The sequence below is a fragment of the Arthrobacter sp. alpha11c genome (assembly GCF_054149985.1).
On sequence record NZ_CP196747.1, the window covers coordinates 1,451,282 to 1,467,976 of the forward strand.

Below are 16,695 nucleotides of genomic sequence, written 5' to 3' on the forward strand. Positions count from 1 at the left end.
GGGCGACCTTTCCTTAGTGTCCTTTTTTGAACTGATCGGGAGATCTTGTGAATCAGAGAATTTCCGTTGGCTTCGTAGGACCTCGTGATGCTGAACTACTTGAGGGTCCCGCGCTGTCCAGAGCACAGGTGAATCGCGAATATTTGATGAGTCTCACCGCTGAGAACTTACTTCGCCCCTATCGCATGGAGGCGGGGTTGTGGCGATACTCCGGCTCTGTAGGGACAACTGTCGGAGAAACTGCAGCCGACGGCCCCGAAAACTGGCACTGGGGATGGGAATCGCCCACGAGTGACCTTCGCGGACATATCCTCGGTCACTGGTTGTCGGCCGCAGCCTACCTGTCAACACACGACGAGGAAGTACGAGCGCGAGCCAACCACATTGTCAAAGAGCTGGTCAGATGCCAGGAGGCGAATGGCGGTCAGTGGGTGGCTGGGATTCCGCGCGGATATATGGACCGGGTTGTGCAGGGTCAGGAGGTGTGGGCACCCCAATATACGGTTCACAAGATCCTCATGGGGCTGTGGGACATGTACGCGATCGGAGGCAGCGCCGCAGCGCTGAAGCTGCTCACGAACTTCGCTGATTGGTTCGTGCAGTGGACGGATCATTTGAGCCGCGGGCAGCTTGACGATGTTCTGGATGTGGAGACCGGGGGGATGCTGGAGATTTGGGCGAATCTCTACGGCGAAACGGGCGAGAATAAATACTCAGTGTTGATGAGCCGCTACGACCGCCCACGCTTCTTCGATCGTCTGCTCAGCGGTGAGGACGTGTTGACCAACAGGCACGCCAATACGCAAATCCCTGAAATACTGGGCGCTGCCCGAGCGTGGGAGGTTACGGGAGACCGGCGCTGGCGTGACATCGTCGAAGCGTTTTGGTTTCAGGCCGTTACTTCCCGTGGCACTTACTGTACGGGTGGGTCTACATCGGGAGAGGTCTGGCAACCTTCGAAAATTGTACTTTCGCGTTTGCACCGCGTGCAGGAGCATTGCACTGTTTACAACATGATGCGTTTGGCGCAAACCTTGTATAGCTGGACGGGCGAAAAGAGCTATGCGGACTACTGGGAACGGAACCTCGTAAACGGAATTTTTGCGCAGCAAAATCAGAGGACAGGCATGGTGACCTACTTTCTTCCCCTCGCGCCTGGCAGTGAGAAACAATGGGGTTCGCGCACCAACGACTTCTGGTGCTGCCACGGCACCCTCCTGCAAGCGCACTCTCACCACGCGACGGCTGCCGTGCAGCGGGACGAGGATGGTCTCCGCATCAGCCAATACATACCCTCGGACACACGTTGGGACGATGTCGCCGACACAAGCGTCGCCATTCGGATTCAGCAGGATCCTCTCGACGGTGTGGTGTTCGGACAAACTGAAACCCTGGACGGTCTAAACGCTATCCAACGTCTGGAGCCGGATCTGCCGACCGAACGCCCCGACCGAATGGTCTTCGATATCAAGGTGCGTCCAGACCAAACGACGCGATTCACCTTGCGACTACGAATACCAGATTGGGTCCGTGCCCCACTTCGCGTGTATTGCAACGGGAATGAGCTTGCTTACGTCGAGGAAGAAGGGTGGGTTCTCGTCGATCGCGACTGGTCGGCGGGAGATCTCCTACGCGTCGAATTCCCGACCCGGGTTCGCGCCATCCCGGCTCCCGAGAACCCTGGCGTACTGTCCTTCGAAGACGGACCCTATGTTCTCGCTGGATTGACCTCACGGCGCGTGCCAGTCGAACGCGCACATGGCGGGGACGCCACCACTATTCTCGCGCCGGATGAGACCAGGACGCATCACTGGTGGAATGCAGGCACGTACCGCACCATCCGCACCCCTGACATACAATTCGTACCCCTTTCCGACCTAACTGAAGGCGACTACACCGTCTACTTTCCCGTGGAGTCCGGCGATGACAGAAGTACAAGGAGCTTCAATGAGTAAAAGCACCCCGATCCGGGTCACAGTTTGGAACGAAAACCGGCATGAGCAGGAACACGAGCAGGTGGCAAAACTCTACCCCCGCGGCATTCACGGCGCAGTGAAGGAGGGTATCGAGGAGAACCTGGGTGCCGCCGTCGTCGTCCGCACCGCCACCCTGGACGAGCCGGAGCACGGCCTTACCGAAGAGGTCCTGGCCACCACGGACGTCCTGACCTGGTGGGGGCACATGTCCCACGCCGATGTCGATGACGAGATCGTGGAGCGGGTGCACCGCCACGTGCTCTCGGGAATGGGGCTGATCGTGCTCCACTCAGGCCACTGGTCCAAGATCTTCACCAAGCTCATGGGCACCACGTGCACCCTGCGCTGGCGGAGCGAGCAGGACCGCGAGCTGGTGTGGACCGTGGACCCCACCCACCCCATCGCCAAGGGCGTTCCGCACCCCATCATCATTGATGAGCAGGAAATGTACGGCGAATTCTTCGACATCCCTGGGCCGGAGGAACTGGTCTTCATCAGTTCGTTCAGCGGCGGCGAAGTCTTCCGCTCCGGCTGCACTTTCCGACGCGGCCACGGCAAGATCTTCTACTTCAGCCCCGGCGATCAGGACTTCCCGGTGTATCACCACAAGGACATCCGCCGGGTCATCTCCAACGCCGTCCAGTGGGCATTCACCGACCGGTCGCGCCGGGAACTTCCGGAACTGCTGCAATATGACACCGATGAGTTCTACAAGGGCGCCGACTACAAGGGCGCCACCGCGATCTACGAGGAAACCACGGCATGAGCCGCCCGTTCGCGACAATTGAGGACGATCGGGGTCCGCTAAAAGTGCTGCTGGTCGGCGCCGGAGCCATGGGCCACACCTGGCTGGGGGCGGTGGAGGCCTCGCCGCTCGTGGAGCTCAGCGGCATCGTTGACCTTAACCTGGACGCCGCGCGTGCCAGCGCCGCCTCGATCGGCAAACCTGACCTTCCAGTGGGGAGGGGAACAGCGCAACTGGCGTCCGACGTCGGCGCCCAGGCGGTCATCAACGTCACCGTTCCGGCCGCCCACCACCCCGTATCCGCCGAGGCGCTCTTCGCCGGGCTTCCCGTGCTGGGCGAAAAGCCGGTTGCGTCCACCGTGGCTCAGGGCCTGAGCCTGGTCGCTGCCGCCGAGCTCACCGGCCAGTTGTTCATGGTCAGCCAGTCCGCCGCTACAACCGCGACCTGTTCGCCGGCAAGGCTCTCGCCGGCGGGCTCGGCCGGCTGGGCACGCTGTCCGCCGATTTCTTCAAGGCACCGCATTTCGGCGGATACCGCGACCAGATGGAGCACCCGCTACTGCTGGACATGGCCATCCACCAGTTCGACATGGCGCGCTTCCTCCTGGACGCGGACCCCGTCTCCGTATTCTGCGAGGAATACAACCCTGCTTGGAGCTGGTATCGAGGGGACGCGGCAGCCGTAGCGTCCTTCGAAATGTCCGGCGGCGAGCGGTTCGTGTTCAACGGAAGCTGGTGCAGCCCCGGGCAGGAAACCTCCTGGAACGCAGCCTGGCGGCTCGGCGGCGAAAACGGGACTGTCGTGTGGGACGGTGATAATCCCCCGACCGTGACCCCATCCTCCCCCGCAGACGCCGCTGCTGACATTGCTGTAGAGGATACTGTTCAGGTGCATGCCCCCGTTCACCCGGGCCCGAGAGTGGTGGAGGAGCCGGGCCCGGACGTCCACGGATCCTTGCACGAGTTCGTTTCAGCGCTCCGAACAGGAACTCCGCCCATGGGTCAGGTTCACGCGAACATCCTCAGCCTGGCCATGGTGGAAGCAGCCATCGAAAGCGCAGCCACCGGCTGGCGGGTGCAGATCGACGCACTACTGGAACGTTCCTATGAAGAGGCTGTCCGGGACGAGAAGCGGCAGGACGTGGCCGCCGTCCTCCACTCCTGGTCCATCGATGGTGCCTTCTCCGCCGCAGCCGCCCTCGGACCTGCTCCTGGTACGGAAATGCCAAGCCAGATCCAGCCAGCCCCTCCAGAAAACAACAGAATCGGACGCGATGCCACTTTTTGACCTCCCGTTGGCCCAGCTCCGCAGCTATACCTCCGATGTGACGATGCCGGAAGACCTTCGCGAATTCTGGGATGCCACGATCGGGGATGCCAGAGCCTACCCCCTGAACGCCCGGTTTGAGCCCGTCGAGAACTACCTTTCTGTGATCGACACCTTTGACGTGACCTTCGCAGGGTACGGTGGGGAACCCATCAAGGGATGGCTGCACCTCCCTGCCACCAGGGACTCAGGTTCCAGGCTGCCTGTGGTGGTCCACTACGTCGGCTACTCCGGTGGGCGGGGACTGGCGAACCAGGAAACAGGGTGGGCGCAGGCGGGGTACGCGCATTTCATCATGGACACCCGTGGCCAGGGTTACGGTTTTGCTGTGGGTGAGACTGCTGATCCCCATCCGTCGGCTGGCGGCGTGGGTTATGCCGGCTTCATGACCCGGGGCGTCGGCAGCCGCGAAGACTACTACTACCGGCGGGTGTACACGGATGCCTTCCGGGCAGTGGAGGCAGCACAATCCCACCCTGAGGTGGATGCGGCACGAGTCGTCCTCGCCGGCGGAAGTCAGGGCGGCGGCATTGTGGTAGCTGTCTCCGGGCTGGTGGCCGGTCGGCTCGACGGCGTCGTGGCAGCTTTGCCCGACGTCCCGTTCCTGCAGGATTTTCCGCGCGCTATCGACATCGCCCCGCGTGGCCCGTACCCGGAAATCGCCGCCTTCCTTGCCCGTCATCGGGACCGGTATGAGCAAGTACTTGACGTCCTGCGCTATTTCGACGGCGTCAACCTCGGACGATGGGCTACGGCGCCTGCGCTCTACTCGGCAGCGCAAAGTGACGACATCTGCCCGCCCTCTACTGTCTTCGCCAGCTTCAACGCGTACGGCTCGGGCACTTCTGACGCGTCCCGTCCCGGCCCAACGAAGGAGATGGAGGTGTACAGGTTCAACAACCATGAAGGAGGGCAGGAACACCACTGGATAAAGCAGGTTCTGTTTCTCCGCCAGCTCCTAGTCTAACTCCCGGTTCAAATCGGCTGAAAAGACAAACCTGCTACTAGTGGGTTTGTGCATTTTCGACGGCAATCCTCATCAAGAACCTCGCCGCGTGCTGTCAATGCTCCCGGTCTCTGTGTCCCGTGGGTACTTCGACGTTGCCCTCATGTCGGCAACCTTGGCGATCATCGGCTACCGCTGCATCCATAAGTTCTCCCACATCGTAGCGGTCCTCAGCGCCGTCGTGTTCGTGATCCTGCTTGTCCGCATTATCACCGACTCGAACCTGGGCGCGGTCGTCGAAACGAACGTCTTCGATGGTGCCGCATTCGTCCTCGGGGTTTCCCTGTCGGCCGAGTTCCAAGGCGAGTCTGAGAAATCAACGCCCCTGACGGTCCCCTCTTCCTTAGCTTGACGACAGGGCACTTATCGGCAGACTGGCCGCTTCCGCACGCTCGGCCGTCAAGCGCGTGATCCGGCAAACCTCCACAGCCCCTGCCAACGACTAAGAGCCCGCGCCGCCCCCCTTGCATTCGTAGTGCCGCATCGACTAAACGGATAAATCCGGCCTGAATGCCCTCGGTCGGCTCAGCGACGGAACCGCGCACGCAATGAAATTCAAGACCGGCGTCATGTCGTCATTGCACGCGCATGCGATGAGCAGAATGTGGGCCGAAGGAGGACTAGGCAAATGGCTGCGAACAGCTACGAAAAAGCGGATTAAAGTGTGGACAATGTACACACCCCCTTTGGCCTGACAAAGCCGTCCCCAGCTAAGGCTCTCCGCTCCGGCAATGAGCCAGAACTGAAGAACTTTGACGCAGGCTCTCGAAGTCATGTCGCGCTCAGTACCCCTACCCATGAAGAGGTGTAGGCCAACCACGACCTACCGAACGAACCAAGAGAGGAACATATAACCCCAGCTCACAGCACGCGGAGGGCCAACCAGCCACGACCCTGAACCCGCTCCCCCACAACAAAACAGGCGAACCGCGGCGCCAGGCACACCCCGCGGTCAATGTCAGAGGGAACTGACCACCTAATTTGTACACACGTTAAAGCAAATACCCCCTCTGACGAGGGGGTATGCCGTGCCCGAGGTGGGACTCGAACGGGATTCCAGGCTTTGCGAACTCTGGGAAGTTGCGGAAACATACGGAATCCGGGCCAGTCCGATGGCTGTACGGGCCAATCCGGGGCGGAAAGTGTGGACATTGTTCACACTTCTTTTTTGCCCTGTCGCGACCACTCCCGAGGCCGTAACTGGCCATGAAAGTTCGGGCGAAAGCACCATGTTCCCGATGGGCAACAACGCAGCAATTTCCATCAAATCGATTCACCTCCTTTCATATCCTTCATGGCGCGCACGTCCTGAAGTACATGACGGAGATCAGCAACTCGTGTGCCACATCGGAAGCCCGATGCGCTGGTCAGCCAACCGCGGGTTCACTGGATCGAGTGAGGATTTGCCCAGGTGGAGTTCAGCGGAGGTCGGTCCTATAAGGATGCATCGTCCGGCCCAGCGCTCCCGCAGTTCTCAGCCGCACAAGCCTCCGGAGCTAGGAACCCAGCCGCATGTTTCAGCTCGTAATTCCAGATCCCCCAGTGTGTGACCCCCGAAGCTTGCATGAGGCATTGCTTCGAAGACGTGCAATCAATCGGGACGCCGGCGGCTAGGAGTTTTCGGTGCGCTTGTCGTCATTTCGCTTCGTCGCTGCGCCTCATCACGGGGATCGGCTGGCCAAACGTAGACGCCGTCTACGAAGTGCCCCGTCCCATGAAAGACGAGACAAGACCATGATGAGGAACCTCGCACCTACGTAAGGTTACTGGCTACTGATCGCAACGCCACCTTGTCATGCCAGACCGTTGCCCACGTTCATCTATCGGAGGCAAAGCGATTCACGACAGCGCCAATGGCTTCTCTTGGATTCGAGGCGTCACTCCGAGTGCCGTGGCGCCGGACTGGTTGCTCATGGGCCGGGCCAGCCTCAAAGCCGTCGGCGATTCCAAGCGCGAAACCCTGAAGTACAAACGCGACAACCTCGTGGGCACGCTGAACCTGCTCCTTGCGCTTACTTAGCCCCTGGCATCCGTTTGGAGTGCTGCCTGGCTTGATCCACAAGCTCGGTCATCCATGGCCGGTGCCCACGGTAAAGCGTCAAGCCCTCGGGCAGTCCGCTCACTGTGTATTCGGACCCGAAGACATCGATAGTGACTGGTCCGCGGCCCGTCGGGGCGTTGGCGATATGTAGTTGGCCAAAGGACTCCGGGAGCACCGGATCCAGCCACAGACCGCCACGGGAAACGTGCGCGTCGTATCTCATCAGGCTCGTCACCAGCGCGATTGGAGCAGTTGCTGCCCATGCCTGCGGCGAACAAGCAGTGGGATAGGGCACGGGCTGCGCCACCTGTCCCCTATCAAAGCCGCAGAAAAGCTCGGGCAGCCGTCCGTTGGAGTACTCGGCGCCCTCCAGCAACGCGGTGGCAATACGTTGCGCCTGCTCAACGAAGCCGTAACGTACTAGTCCCATGACAATGATGGCGTTGTCATGGGGCCAGACCGAACCGTTGTGATAGCTCGCAGGGTTATAGGCTCCCATGTCGCTGGCCAGAGTCCGGATTCCCCAACCGCTGAACATTTCTGGAGACATTAGTCTTTCAGCCACCAGCGGCGCCTTGTCGTCATCGACGATGCCAAACCAAAGACAGTGACCCATGTTGGACGCGCACGCATCGACCGGACGCTTGTCGCGGTCCAGTGCGATGGCGTAGTAGCCACGCTCTGGCAGCCAGAACTGCTCATTGAACTGTTTCTTTAGCCGCTCCGCTCGGCCCATGAGTTCGGCCCCCAGCGACTCGTCACCGACGTCGTACGCCATCCAGGCCCGTGAAACATACGCGCCGTAGACATAAGCTTGCACTTCGCACAAAGCGATCGGCGGCTCCGCCAGGGTACCGTCGGCAAAATTTATGCCATCCCACGAATCCTTCCAACCCTGGTTGATTAGGCCCTGATCGTTGAGGCGCGCGTACTCGACGAATCCGTCGCCGTCTTTGTCCCCGTAGTCCCGGATCCAAGCTAACGCACGGTCGGCATGGGGTAGCAGAGCAGCGGTGGTATCCGGGGAAAACCCCCAGCGGCTCACCGCCCCGAGCATCATCACGAACAGCGGCGTCGCGTCGACGCTGCCGTAGTAGGCGGACTTGCCACCCAAAGCCAGCCCGCTGGAGACATCAAGCCTGACCTCGTGGAGGATCTTGCCGGGCTCCTCCTCGGTCACGGGGTCTACCACTCTGCCTTGGCGGTCCGCTAGCGTTTGCAGGGTGCCCAAAGCCAGGGATGGGTCAACGGGAAGCGCCATTAGAGACGTCCAAAGCGAGTCCCGGCCAAACAATGCCATGAACCATGGCGCCCCCGCGGCTACGACCACACGCTCCGGATGATCCGGATCCTCGATTTGTAGGGCCCCCAAATCGTCGTAACTGCGTTGCAAGGTCCGCTCGATGGAATGGTTGCCCATCTGCAACACCGGGATTTTGGCCACCCACCCCCGGCGGCGCAGATCGCTGGGTGACGGTCCGCGGAGGTCCGGATGCATGAACGGTTCCACATGATCGGCTCGGTCACCAGACGGCACTACGCTCAGTACAGCTTTCCATTCGCTCGCTGGTCCCACCACCGTCCGGTATGTCAGAGCACCCGGCTCCACCTGAGCACCAATGGCAGTAATAACAACACCTTTGCTGACCTCCTCCCAGACTGCCTGAATGGTGAGTGAATCACTGTTCGGTCGTCGACTTTCGTCCCAACGCCTCTCGATCTTGGCTTCCTTCACTTCGAACACATCGGCGAAATCAGCCTCAACGCTGAGGCGGATCAGACATTCGACTGGACTTGCCGAATAATTCCGAACGGTGATCTGCTCCAAGAGCCCAGCACCTACTTCGCGTAGCCGCTCAACAATTAGCGGGCTGTCTGCATAGCCGTCTGAACGGGGAACGCGGCCAATAAAAAGTGCCCGGTAGGGTTCCTTCGTCTCCGCTGACAGTGGCTCAAGCGATTGGCCGTTGATAGTCAGGCCCCAGTTGGACAGAATCCGCGTGTCCTGAACAAAAACTCCCTGAGGGTAGCCCGGCAGGATGTCTCCGTTCGAAGAGGAGATGCAGAAGGACGATCCTTCCACTAATGTGACCGCCCCGCTCCCCAAAGACCCTGCCGCAGTTTCGGCATTCCATCCCACCATGTTCGATCCCTTCGACAGGGTTTTTATGCGGCCATTGACGCGAGCTCCGGCCCGACTGCGGCCACCCTATTCATTGACGTATCAGACGCTACGCTTCTCTGTCTTCCGGGACCAGACCGCGAGTTGACTCACAAAACCTCCACCAGGCGATTCGACCGTGGAAGGGCCCTACAGAAGTAAATCAGCATCTTCACGACGACGAACGGAGCCGCTGCGTTGGAAATAGATGCCGGTGCTGGATCCGACCATGCCGAAGTCGATTCGCTCGGCGAGCGGACCTGCCATTACCACCGCGGCGGTTTTCGGGCGAACGGTTCGCCACACGCCTGGGAGCCGCTAGCGCCTAAATCCTGCCCAGCGACCCGCTTCACGTTTGGTTGAGACCTTGACAACCAAAGGGTGTGTGCTGTGTCATATTTCTAATGCCTAAAGGTATTAGGTGTGAACCACAAGCCTAATGGGCAAACCCGATGGCCCTCAGTCCCCGTTCACCCGCTGGTCCCAAATGTCAGGGACTTTTCTCCGTTCTAAAACGCAGTTCTCCACCCTATAGGAGTCATCGTGACCCAAGCTCCATCAACCGCGGCCATACCACCAGTTACTGCAGGCTCCATCCCGCGCCGGCAGCTCGCCGCCGCAGCCGTCGGAAACCTCATTGAGTTCTTCGACTGGAATGCGTACGTCTTTCTGGCGGTCTACTTTGCAAAGCAATTTTTCCCAGCGGATACGGATCCGATGGCTGCCTTGATTGCCACTTTCGGAATCATGGCCATAGGCTTCCTTGTGCGTCCGATTTCGGGTCTGGTCATCGGAAAGATCGCGGACCGCCTCGGACGCAGATTTGCCCTCATGCTGACCGTTTACGGCATGGGCGGCGCAGCCCTCGTGATCGGGCTGACCCCAACGTACGCCCAGATCGGCATAATGGCGCCCATCATCCTGATTCTTGCCAGAGTGGTCCAAGGGATCTGCATCGGTGGAGAGTTCGGCGCGGTGACTGCTTTCTCCATGGAAGTCGCTCCCGAAGGACGCCGCGGATTCATTTCGGGCGTGATCTACGCCGTCGCGTGCGCCGGTCAAATTCTGGTCACGCTTCTTGTCGCCCTCGCGACATGGACGCTCTCACCGGCAGACATGACCAGCTGGGGATGGCGTGCCATCTTCATCTTCGGCGCCATGCTGTCCTTTGCCGGTATCTGGATTCGGCGCGGAATGGCAGAGACAATCGACACCGAGCCTGCCAAGCACGAGCCGCTGGGGATCTTCGACGCCATCCGCCAGCATCCGAAAGCGACCCTGAAGGTCGTTGGCCTGACAATCGGCTACACGGCGATGACCTACGCATGGGGAAACTACATGCCGACTTACGCGGCGACCTACAAGGGCCTGGACCCCAAGTACGGGCTCGTTTCATTGGCAATAGCAGTGTCCATAGTCGGCGTCGCTTCCATCGGGATCGGCCGACTGACCGACCGTTTCGGCCGTAAGCCCATTCTGCTGATAGCAGGTGTCCTACTAACCGCCGGCACCGTACCCGCCCTGGCGCTGCTCAACGACCAGCTCATTACCTTGGTTATCCTTCAGACGATCGCCATGACTACCCTCGCTCTGATCGCCGTAACGGCTGCACCGACATTCGCTGAAATGTTCCCGAAGAAGTTCCGCGCAGCAGGACTGGGCTTCCCATACGCCGCCACTGTAGGCCTCGTGGGCGGCACCACTCCACTGGTCGGCACTCAGTTTGTCGCTTGGGGAGCACCCCTCGCGTTCCCGTGGTACCTCACCGGTTTGATGGTCATCTCAGTCATCTTTTACGCAACCATGAAAGAAACTGCGTTCAAACCAATTCCCAGCTAGTAGCTGAACCTCTTCTCCATGATCCATGGTTTGGCCACGAGAGCAGGTGGTTTGATGCCGTTGGTGGCATCGAACCACCTGTTCTGGCGCATCCCTGATGGGCCCTGGCCAGAAACTGTCAGAGCCTTGATCGCCCTATCAGCCCTGCCCTGGATGAACGCCGGCGGAGCTTTGGGCCCGAAAATCCCCTCAACAACACCATCGCAGGTCAAGCTCGAGACTCGCTCGCCGGAGACATGGCAACCGCCTTGACATGTGCTCTGGTTGAGGATCATCCTTTAAGGTATGTGGTGTAGACCTCATACCCTAAGTATAAGAAGACTGCAGCCAATTCATTGCTCGCTAAACGCCTGAGGAGAACACCTTGACCATGACAGAACCAACTCGCCCGAGAATCGGCATTACAGCCCGGCTCTCCCGCTTGGGTTGCGGGTCGACTGACCCGGCCATGCAAGAGGCAGAAAAGGCTTTTGACTCAGTAGTCGCCCTGATTCTCGAATCCGGCGCCGAACCTGTCATCATCGGCCCTGGAACCGACGAGGAACTCATGGAGAGGTTCGCCTGCTGCCACGGATTCGTTCTGCCTGGCGGCGGAGATGTCAACCCTGTTCTATTCGGCGGGGCGGACGATGATCCGACCCTGTTCGGGGTCGACCCGGAACAAGACCGCATTGACATGGCTGCCATCCGATTCGGCCTCGACAACGGCCTGCCTGTGTTGGGCATCTGCCGCGGGATGCAGTTATTGAACGTTGCCCGTGGCGGTTCCCTGCACACCGACCTGCGTCCCAGCAGCGTCTCCCACTACGAATTGCGCCATAACAACACCATGGATTTTGCGGTTCACGAGGCTGAACTGGAGGCCGAAAGCCGGGTTTCAGCCGTCTTTGTAGGCGCAGCCCGGATTAAGGTCGCGTCATTCCACCATCAAGCCATCAATGTCCTCGGTGACGGCCTGCGCGTCACAGCCCACGCCGACGACGGACTCGCCGAAGCCATCGAACTCACCGGAGAAAACTGGGTACTTGGTATCCAGTGGCACCCGGAGGCAAACCTGCCTGAGGCCGAACTGGGGCAACCCCTCTTCACCGCACTGAAAAAGGAGGCGGAGCTAACGCTCCTTCCCCTGACGACTCCCAACTTCGAATGCCAGGAGGCCTAACATCATGAGCAAGATTGCGGGCTTCATCCGCCCCGCAGAGCGACTGGACAGCGTCCGGCCTTCGACCATTCGCGGCCGTCTTCAATCGTTCCGTGCAGATTGAGAGCCCGGCAACTACTACCCGGCCACCGTCCTGACCGATATCCCCGCCAATGCGGATGTCCGCACCGAAAAAATCTTGGCCCCGTCGCAGGGATTTACACCTTCGAGACGGGTGGCAGACGCTCTCGACGCCGGCATGACCGCACCACCGCCGGCTTGCAGCCGGCCCCTCCGCCCCTCGGTGGAAAAAACCAATCCGGACTCCACGGGCACGGGGGCACTGACGGCCTCGAGGCCTGCCAGGAAACCAAATACACCGGAATCCTGCTCTAAGAACCAGCCCGCCCCATCCTCCCCGAACTGGAGCCACTTTGCACACCGTACCTGCTTATTCCGCCGCCGGCCCCGGCGAACCACTCATTCTCACCACTGTGGAACGACGGGAGCCTGGGCCTAGCGACGTCCTGATCGAAATCAAGTACGCCGGCATTTGCCATTCGGACATTCACACGGTTCGGGGCGACTGGGGAGCCCAGAAGTATCCACTCTGCCCCGGCCACGAGATAGCCGGCATCGTTGCGGGCAAGGGCTCCGACGTGACCCGGTACGCCGTCGGCGACAGAGTGGGCGTCGGATGCTTGGTCGATTCCTGCCGCGAATGTGCGCACTGTCTCGCGGGTCAGGAGCAGTACTGCCTGAACGGTGGCGTCGGCACGTATGGTTCCATTGACCGCGACGGGAGTATCACACAGGGCGGTTACTCCACTCACGTTGTAGTGACAGAGGCATTCGTACTTCGAATCCCGGACGCGCTAGCCCTTGACGTGGCTGCGCCACTGCTCTGTGCGGGCATCACCACATACTCGCCGTTGCGCCACTGGGGAGCGGGCGCTGGGCGGAAAGTGGCCGTTGTTGGCATGGGCGGCCTGGGGCACGTGGCCATCAAGATTGCGGCCGCCCTAGGTGCCGAAGTCACAGTCCTGTCCCAGTCACTCGCCAAGCAAGAGGATGGGCATCGTTTTGGAGCAACCACTTACAAGGCAACCAGCGACCCGGAGACCTTCAAAGAGCTAAGCGGAGTCTTCGACCTTATCCTCAACACCGTCAGCGCACCGACCGACATTGACGCGTACCTCGGGATGCTGGCGTTCAAGGGAACTTTGGTAAACGTAGGAGCCCCAGCTCAGCCCTTGCCCGTCAACGTCTTTTCGTTGCTCCGCAACCGCCGCTCGTTTGCCGGCTCGGCCATTGGGGGCATTTCTGAAACCCAGGAAATGCTCGACTTCTGCGCCGAACACGCCATCGGCGCGGAGGTGGAGGTTATCTCAGCCCGGGACGTCAACGACGCTTACCGACGAGTCATCGATTCTGATGTCCGATACCGTTTCGTCATCGACGCCACCACTATCGCCGGAAGCAGTGAGTAGGGTCACAACTGGCCTTTTCCATGACCCTCTGGGAGAGGATGGCATCCACAAGACCGAGGTGACCACTGCTGCAATCCATGGTCCGAGGTCCTTCCGGAAGGACGATGGGCCGACGCCGGACCGCCGCCGGCTATCCGTGGAGGAGGTGCTCGGCGATCTCAACGAGTTGCAGGCAAACAAAAAATTTGCTGAAGTCTGGGCTACCTCCACCAAAAGGACACCCTTTGGCCTTAAGCTGGGACCTATGTCCGATCAAGTAACTTCCGTCTCTGTTCCCCAAGGCGTGGCCGAATACGTCAAAGGCTTGATACATCGCGGCGAACTGGGCCCGGGTGACAGGCTCCCTCCTGAGCGGCAGCTCGCAGAATCTCTCGGCGTGGCAAGAGTAAGTTTGCGGGAGGCCTTCAAACAGCTTCAGGAAGAGGGCTACATCGTGGCCCGCCGGGGCAAGAGCGGCGGTAACTTCGTTACGGCCCTAAGCCAACCGCTCGCCGAATGGCGCCGGAACATGCTCGAACGCGAAGATGAGCTGGACGATCTCACAACGATGAGAGTTGCCGTAGAGTGCCACGCGGCTAGCTTGGCAGCATCGCGTCGGACATCAGCCGACTTGGAAGCTATGCTCGCCGCGATTCACCAGCAAGCCGCCGCTACCAACCACACCGAGTTCCGGTTGGCGGATGCTTCCTTCCACGATGCAGTTGCCAAGGCGGCAGGGAGCAAAAGGCTGGAAAACGCGGTCCGGCACGCCCGCAGTGAATTATTCAGCCCCGCGGACATGTTGGACCACCCCGATCCAATGGAAGATGATCAACTGCAACACAAGCTCGTGTTCGAAGCCATACGGGACGGTGATCCCTCACGCGCACATCAAGCGATGCAGGATCACATTGAGCACACACGGCAAGAGATCCGCCGAGTCATCGAAAGCGGAGGCAAATAGTTTCCACTACCGTCCCCTGATCGAGTAGCAGAGCGGGGCAGGGGGAACCGCGCTAAGCCGTCCTGGGCAGTGCCCGCCGCCACCCTGGCAGCGCCATCGCAGTGCCTTACTGTCTAGAACGATTCTGACCAGTCCTCCGCTGCCATCCTTCGATCAAGACAGCATAGGGATTCATCTAGGCATGGATCCATGCAGCTTCGAGACTTCCCGCCTCTACCCCACCGCCTAAATACGATGGCAGTCTCGACCAACAGATTCACTCATGACGAGCCGTAGAATCCACTGTCGGGCAGCAGATGGCGGTACGCAAGTGTCCCAACTGAACCCCCTGATTCAGCTGGGACGTGTAACCGGGCAGGCCATGCGCTAGGAGTGCGGGTGGTACTTCGGCGCAACAACCGCATCGTTCCATGACCTTGTGGACGTAAATTCGGGATGATACTCGGCGCCCCTTGTCACGACCCCCATCACGTTTCGAAGAGAGGCAAGGTTCCTGCGGGGATCACCCATGATGGCAACGAGATCCGCGTCATGGCCCGGGGACAAGGCCCCTGTCACACCCTTCAAACCCAAGGAAGTCGCCGCAGAAGCCGTGGCCGCCAGCAGCACCTCATCGTTGGTCATGCCCAGTGCCGCCATGCCCTCCAGGCCAGCCACATACTCAAGATGGCTCGCGTGACCGATACCGGCATCCGTACCGGCAACAATCCGAATGCCTTGGTCCACGAACTTACGCATCATGTCGAACGGCACAAATTCGCTGCCATCCATGACCGTGAACCACGCGATGTTCAGGGTTGAGCAGACGAAAACGCCACGGCTCGCCGCCAGCTGAATAAGTTCGGGACGTTCCTGCCGCGATCCGTCCGCCATCCGGAAGCTGAAATGCTCCAAGCTGTCCACTCCAGCTTCGATGGCGCGACGGATGCCTTCTTCGCCGTGGGCATGCGCCGTGACCATAAGGCCATAGCGATGTGCTTCCTCGACGATGGCCCGCAGCTCCTCAAGCGTGAACTGAGGCTGCGAGGGCATCGTTCCGGGAGTCAGGTCTCCGCCGGTCGACATGATCTTAATGCAGTCTGCTCCGTCACGCCGGGCGGCTCTGACCTTGCGCCGGACTTCCTCCACACCTTCACACTCACCACCGAAGAACCAGCAATGACCCCCCGTGATGGTCAGAGGAGCCGTGACCGTCAAGAGGCGGGGCCCTCTAGCGTAGCCTGAATCAATTGTCCTCTTCGCTGCCTGGTCCAAGAGATCAGGCGCGCCCAGATCACGCGCCGTCGTCACACCAGCGCTGAGCAACTCCCGGGCGTTTTTCAACATGCATGCGAATTTTTGACGGTCATCTGAATTGTTAAATGCGGTCAGCGGGTCCGGACTCCCATCCAAGGCCAAGTGGACGTGTGTGTCTATCAGCCCGGGAAGAATTGTGGAGCCCGGCCCGAAATCGCGTAAGGAATGGCCTTCGCTGACCAGGTCGCCCAGAGGCGCCAGCGCCATGATCTTGGTGCCGTCCACAAGAATCCCTGAGCCGTGGAAAGACTCAATGGAGACTCCTCCCTGGTCAGCCGTGATCAGCGTTTCTGCCGTATAGATCGTTCCCACTGAAGTCCTTTCAACGTGCCTTTGTCGGCACGCGGCGGTTTGTCACAACAGCGGCTCTCCGGGTGGACCTGCAAGACACCAGCCGGGAGGAGCCACTCCGCGCTCCGGCCGACCGCATTGTTGTGCGCTCTGTTTAGCAAAATTAGACAAGGTATTAGGTTTGTACCATACACCTTATGATGATGGCAGGCAACGGCGTCTCAATCACATCGTCCGACCTGATGTTCCTACGACTCCTCAAGAGGACGATGCAATAAACGAAACCTTCGATCTTCGATCATCGCCTCGGCACTCTTCTTCGAGAAGGGAAGCGGATGGAGGCACCCACGCCTGCTGAGCGCACCTGCCTGACAAGGCTGGCTGTGGCGTCGATGCTCCCGTCTGGCAGGTAGGCGCCGCGCTGTGGACTAGGGCAACT

11 protein-coding genes and 1 pseudogene are annotated in these 16,695 nt (G+C 60.1%); 10 read left to right on the forward strand and 2 right to left on the reverse strand.

Translation table 11 applies throughout. The features are described 5' to 3' along the window. Positions 1 to 47: 47 nt before the first annotated feature. The 6 genes and pseudogenes from ACTAQJ_RS06600 (at position 48) to ACTAQJ_RS06625 (ending at position 7,074) form a co-directional block, all read left to right on the forward strand. Entirely contained in the window at positions 48 to 1,955 is a 1,908-nt protein-coding gene (locus ACTAQJ_RS06600) for a beta-L-arabinofuranosidase domain-containing protein (protein ID WP_441437368.1), read from the forward strand. Then, positions 1,948 to 2,742: a ThuA domain-containing protein gene (locus tag ACTAQJ_RS06605; RefSeq protein WP_441437369.1), complete on the forward strand. Its 795-nt coding sequence runs from the start codon at positions 1,948 to 1,950 to the stop codon at positions 2,740 to 2,742. Before ACTAQJ_RS06600 ends, ACTAQJ_RS06605 begins: the two co-directional genes overlap by 8 nt. Further along, positions 2,739 to 4,009, forward strand: a pseudogene (locus tag ACTAQJ_RS06610) (Gfo/Idh/MocA family protein). Before ACTAQJ_RS06605 ends, ACTAQJ_RS06610 begins: the two are co-directional and overlap by 4 nt. Beyond that, entirely contained in the window at positions 3,996 to 5,015 is a 1,020-nt protein-coding gene (locus ACTAQJ_RS06615) for an acetylxylan esterase (RefSeq protein ID WP_442003118.1), read from the forward strand. The pseudogene ACTAQJ_RS06610 and the gene ACTAQJ_RS06615 overlap by 14 nt, the downstream one beginning before the upstream one ends. A gap of 88 nt (positions 5,016 to 5,103) precedes the next feature. Beyond that, positions 5,104 to 5,406, forward strand: a complete 303-nt coding sequence (locus tag ACTAQJ_RS06620) for a hypothetical protein (protein ID WP_441437372.1) — start codon at positions 5,104 to 5,106, stop codon at positions 5,404 to 5,406. A 1,539-nt stretch (positions 5,407 to 6,945) separates the two neighbouring features. After that, positions 6,946 to 7,074, forward strand: coding sequence for a hypothetical protein (locus tag ACTAQJ_RS06625; protein WP_498701489.1), 129 nt, complete (start codon positions 6,946 to 6,948; stop codon positions 7,072 to 7,074). Here the strand turns inward: ACTAQJ_RS06625 and ACTAQJ_RS06630 are convergent. Continuing rightward, the gene (locus ACTAQJ_RS06630) at positions 7,067 to 9,238 is read right to left on the reverse strand and encodes an amylo-alpha-1,6-glucosidase (protein ID WP_498701490.1); all 2,172 of its coding nucleotides are present in this window, start codon (positions 9,236 to 9,238) and stop codon (positions 7,067 to 7,069) included. The two genes, ACTAQJ_RS06625 and ACTAQJ_RS06630, sit on opposite strands and share 8 nt — an antisense overlap. A 561-nt stretch (positions 9,239 to 9,799) precedes the next feature. Between ACTAQJ_RS06630 and ACTAQJ_RS06635 the strand changes: the two genes are divergently transcribed. The 4 genes from ACTAQJ_RS06635 to ACTAQJ_RS06650 all read left to right on the forward strand — a co-directional run bounded on the left by ACTAQJ_RS06635 (position 9,800) and on the right by ACTAQJ_RS06650 (position 14,669). Continuing rightward, the gene (locus ACTAQJ_RS06635) at positions 9,800 to 11,095 is read left to right on the forward strand and encodes an MFS transporter (RefSeq protein WP_498701491.1); all 1,296 of its coding nucleotides are present in this window, start codon (positions 9,800 to 9,802) and stop codon (positions 11,093 to 11,095) included. Positions 11,096 to 11,465: 370 nt separating this feature from the next. After that, positions 11,466 to 12,257, forward strand: a complete 792-nt coding sequence (locus ACTAQJ_RS06640) for a gamma-glutamyl-gamma-aminobutyrate hydrolase family protein (protein WP_498701492.1) — start codon at positions 11,466 to 11,468, stop codon at positions 12,255 to 12,257. A gap of 413 nt (positions 12,258 to 12,670) precedes the next feature. Beyond that, positions 12,671 to 13,726, forward strand: coding sequence for an NAD(P)-dependent alcohol dehydrogenase (locus ACTAQJ_RS06645; protein ID WP_498701493.1), 1,056 nt, complete (start codon positions 12,671 to 12,673; stop codon positions 13,724 to 13,726). 58 nt (positions 13,727 to 13,784) lie between these two features. Then, on the forward strand, positions 13,785 to 14,669 hold the full coding sequence (locus ACTAQJ_RS06650; protein WP_498701494.1) for a FadR/GntR family transcriptional regulator: 885 nt from the start codon (positions 13,785 to 13,787) through the stop codon (positions 14,667 to 14,669). A gap of 366 nt (positions 14,670 to 15,035) precedes the next feature. Here the strand turns inward: ACTAQJ_RS06650 and ACTAQJ_RS06655 are convergent, their stop codons facing one another. Continuing rightward, entirely contained in the window at positions 15,036 to 16,277 is a 1,242-nt protein-coding gene (locus ACTAQJ_RS06655; protein ID WP_498701495.1) for a metal-dependent hydrolase family protein, read from the reverse strand. Between the last annotated feature and the right edge of the window lie 418 nt (positions 16,278 to 16,695).

Excerpts from the sequence above, each read along its gene's own strand:
- ACTAQJ_RS06615 (WP_442003118.1), top strand. The coding sequence starts at position 3,996 with ATGCCACTTTTTGACCTCCCGTTGGCCCAGCTCCGCAGCTATACCTCC.
- ACTAQJ_RS06605 (WP_441437369.1), top strand. The coding sequence starts at position 1,948 with ATGAGTAAAAGCACCCCGATCCGGGTCACAGTTTGGAACGAAAACCGG.
- ACTAQJ_RS06640 (WP_498701492.1), top strand. The coding sequence starts at position 11,466 with ATGACAGAACCAACTCGCCCGAGAATCGGCATTACAGCCCGGCTCTCC.
- ACTAQJ_RS06630 (WP_498701490.1), bottom strand. The coding sequence starts at position 9,238 with ATGGTGGGATGGAATGCCGAAACTGCGGCAGGGTCTTTGGGGAGCGGG.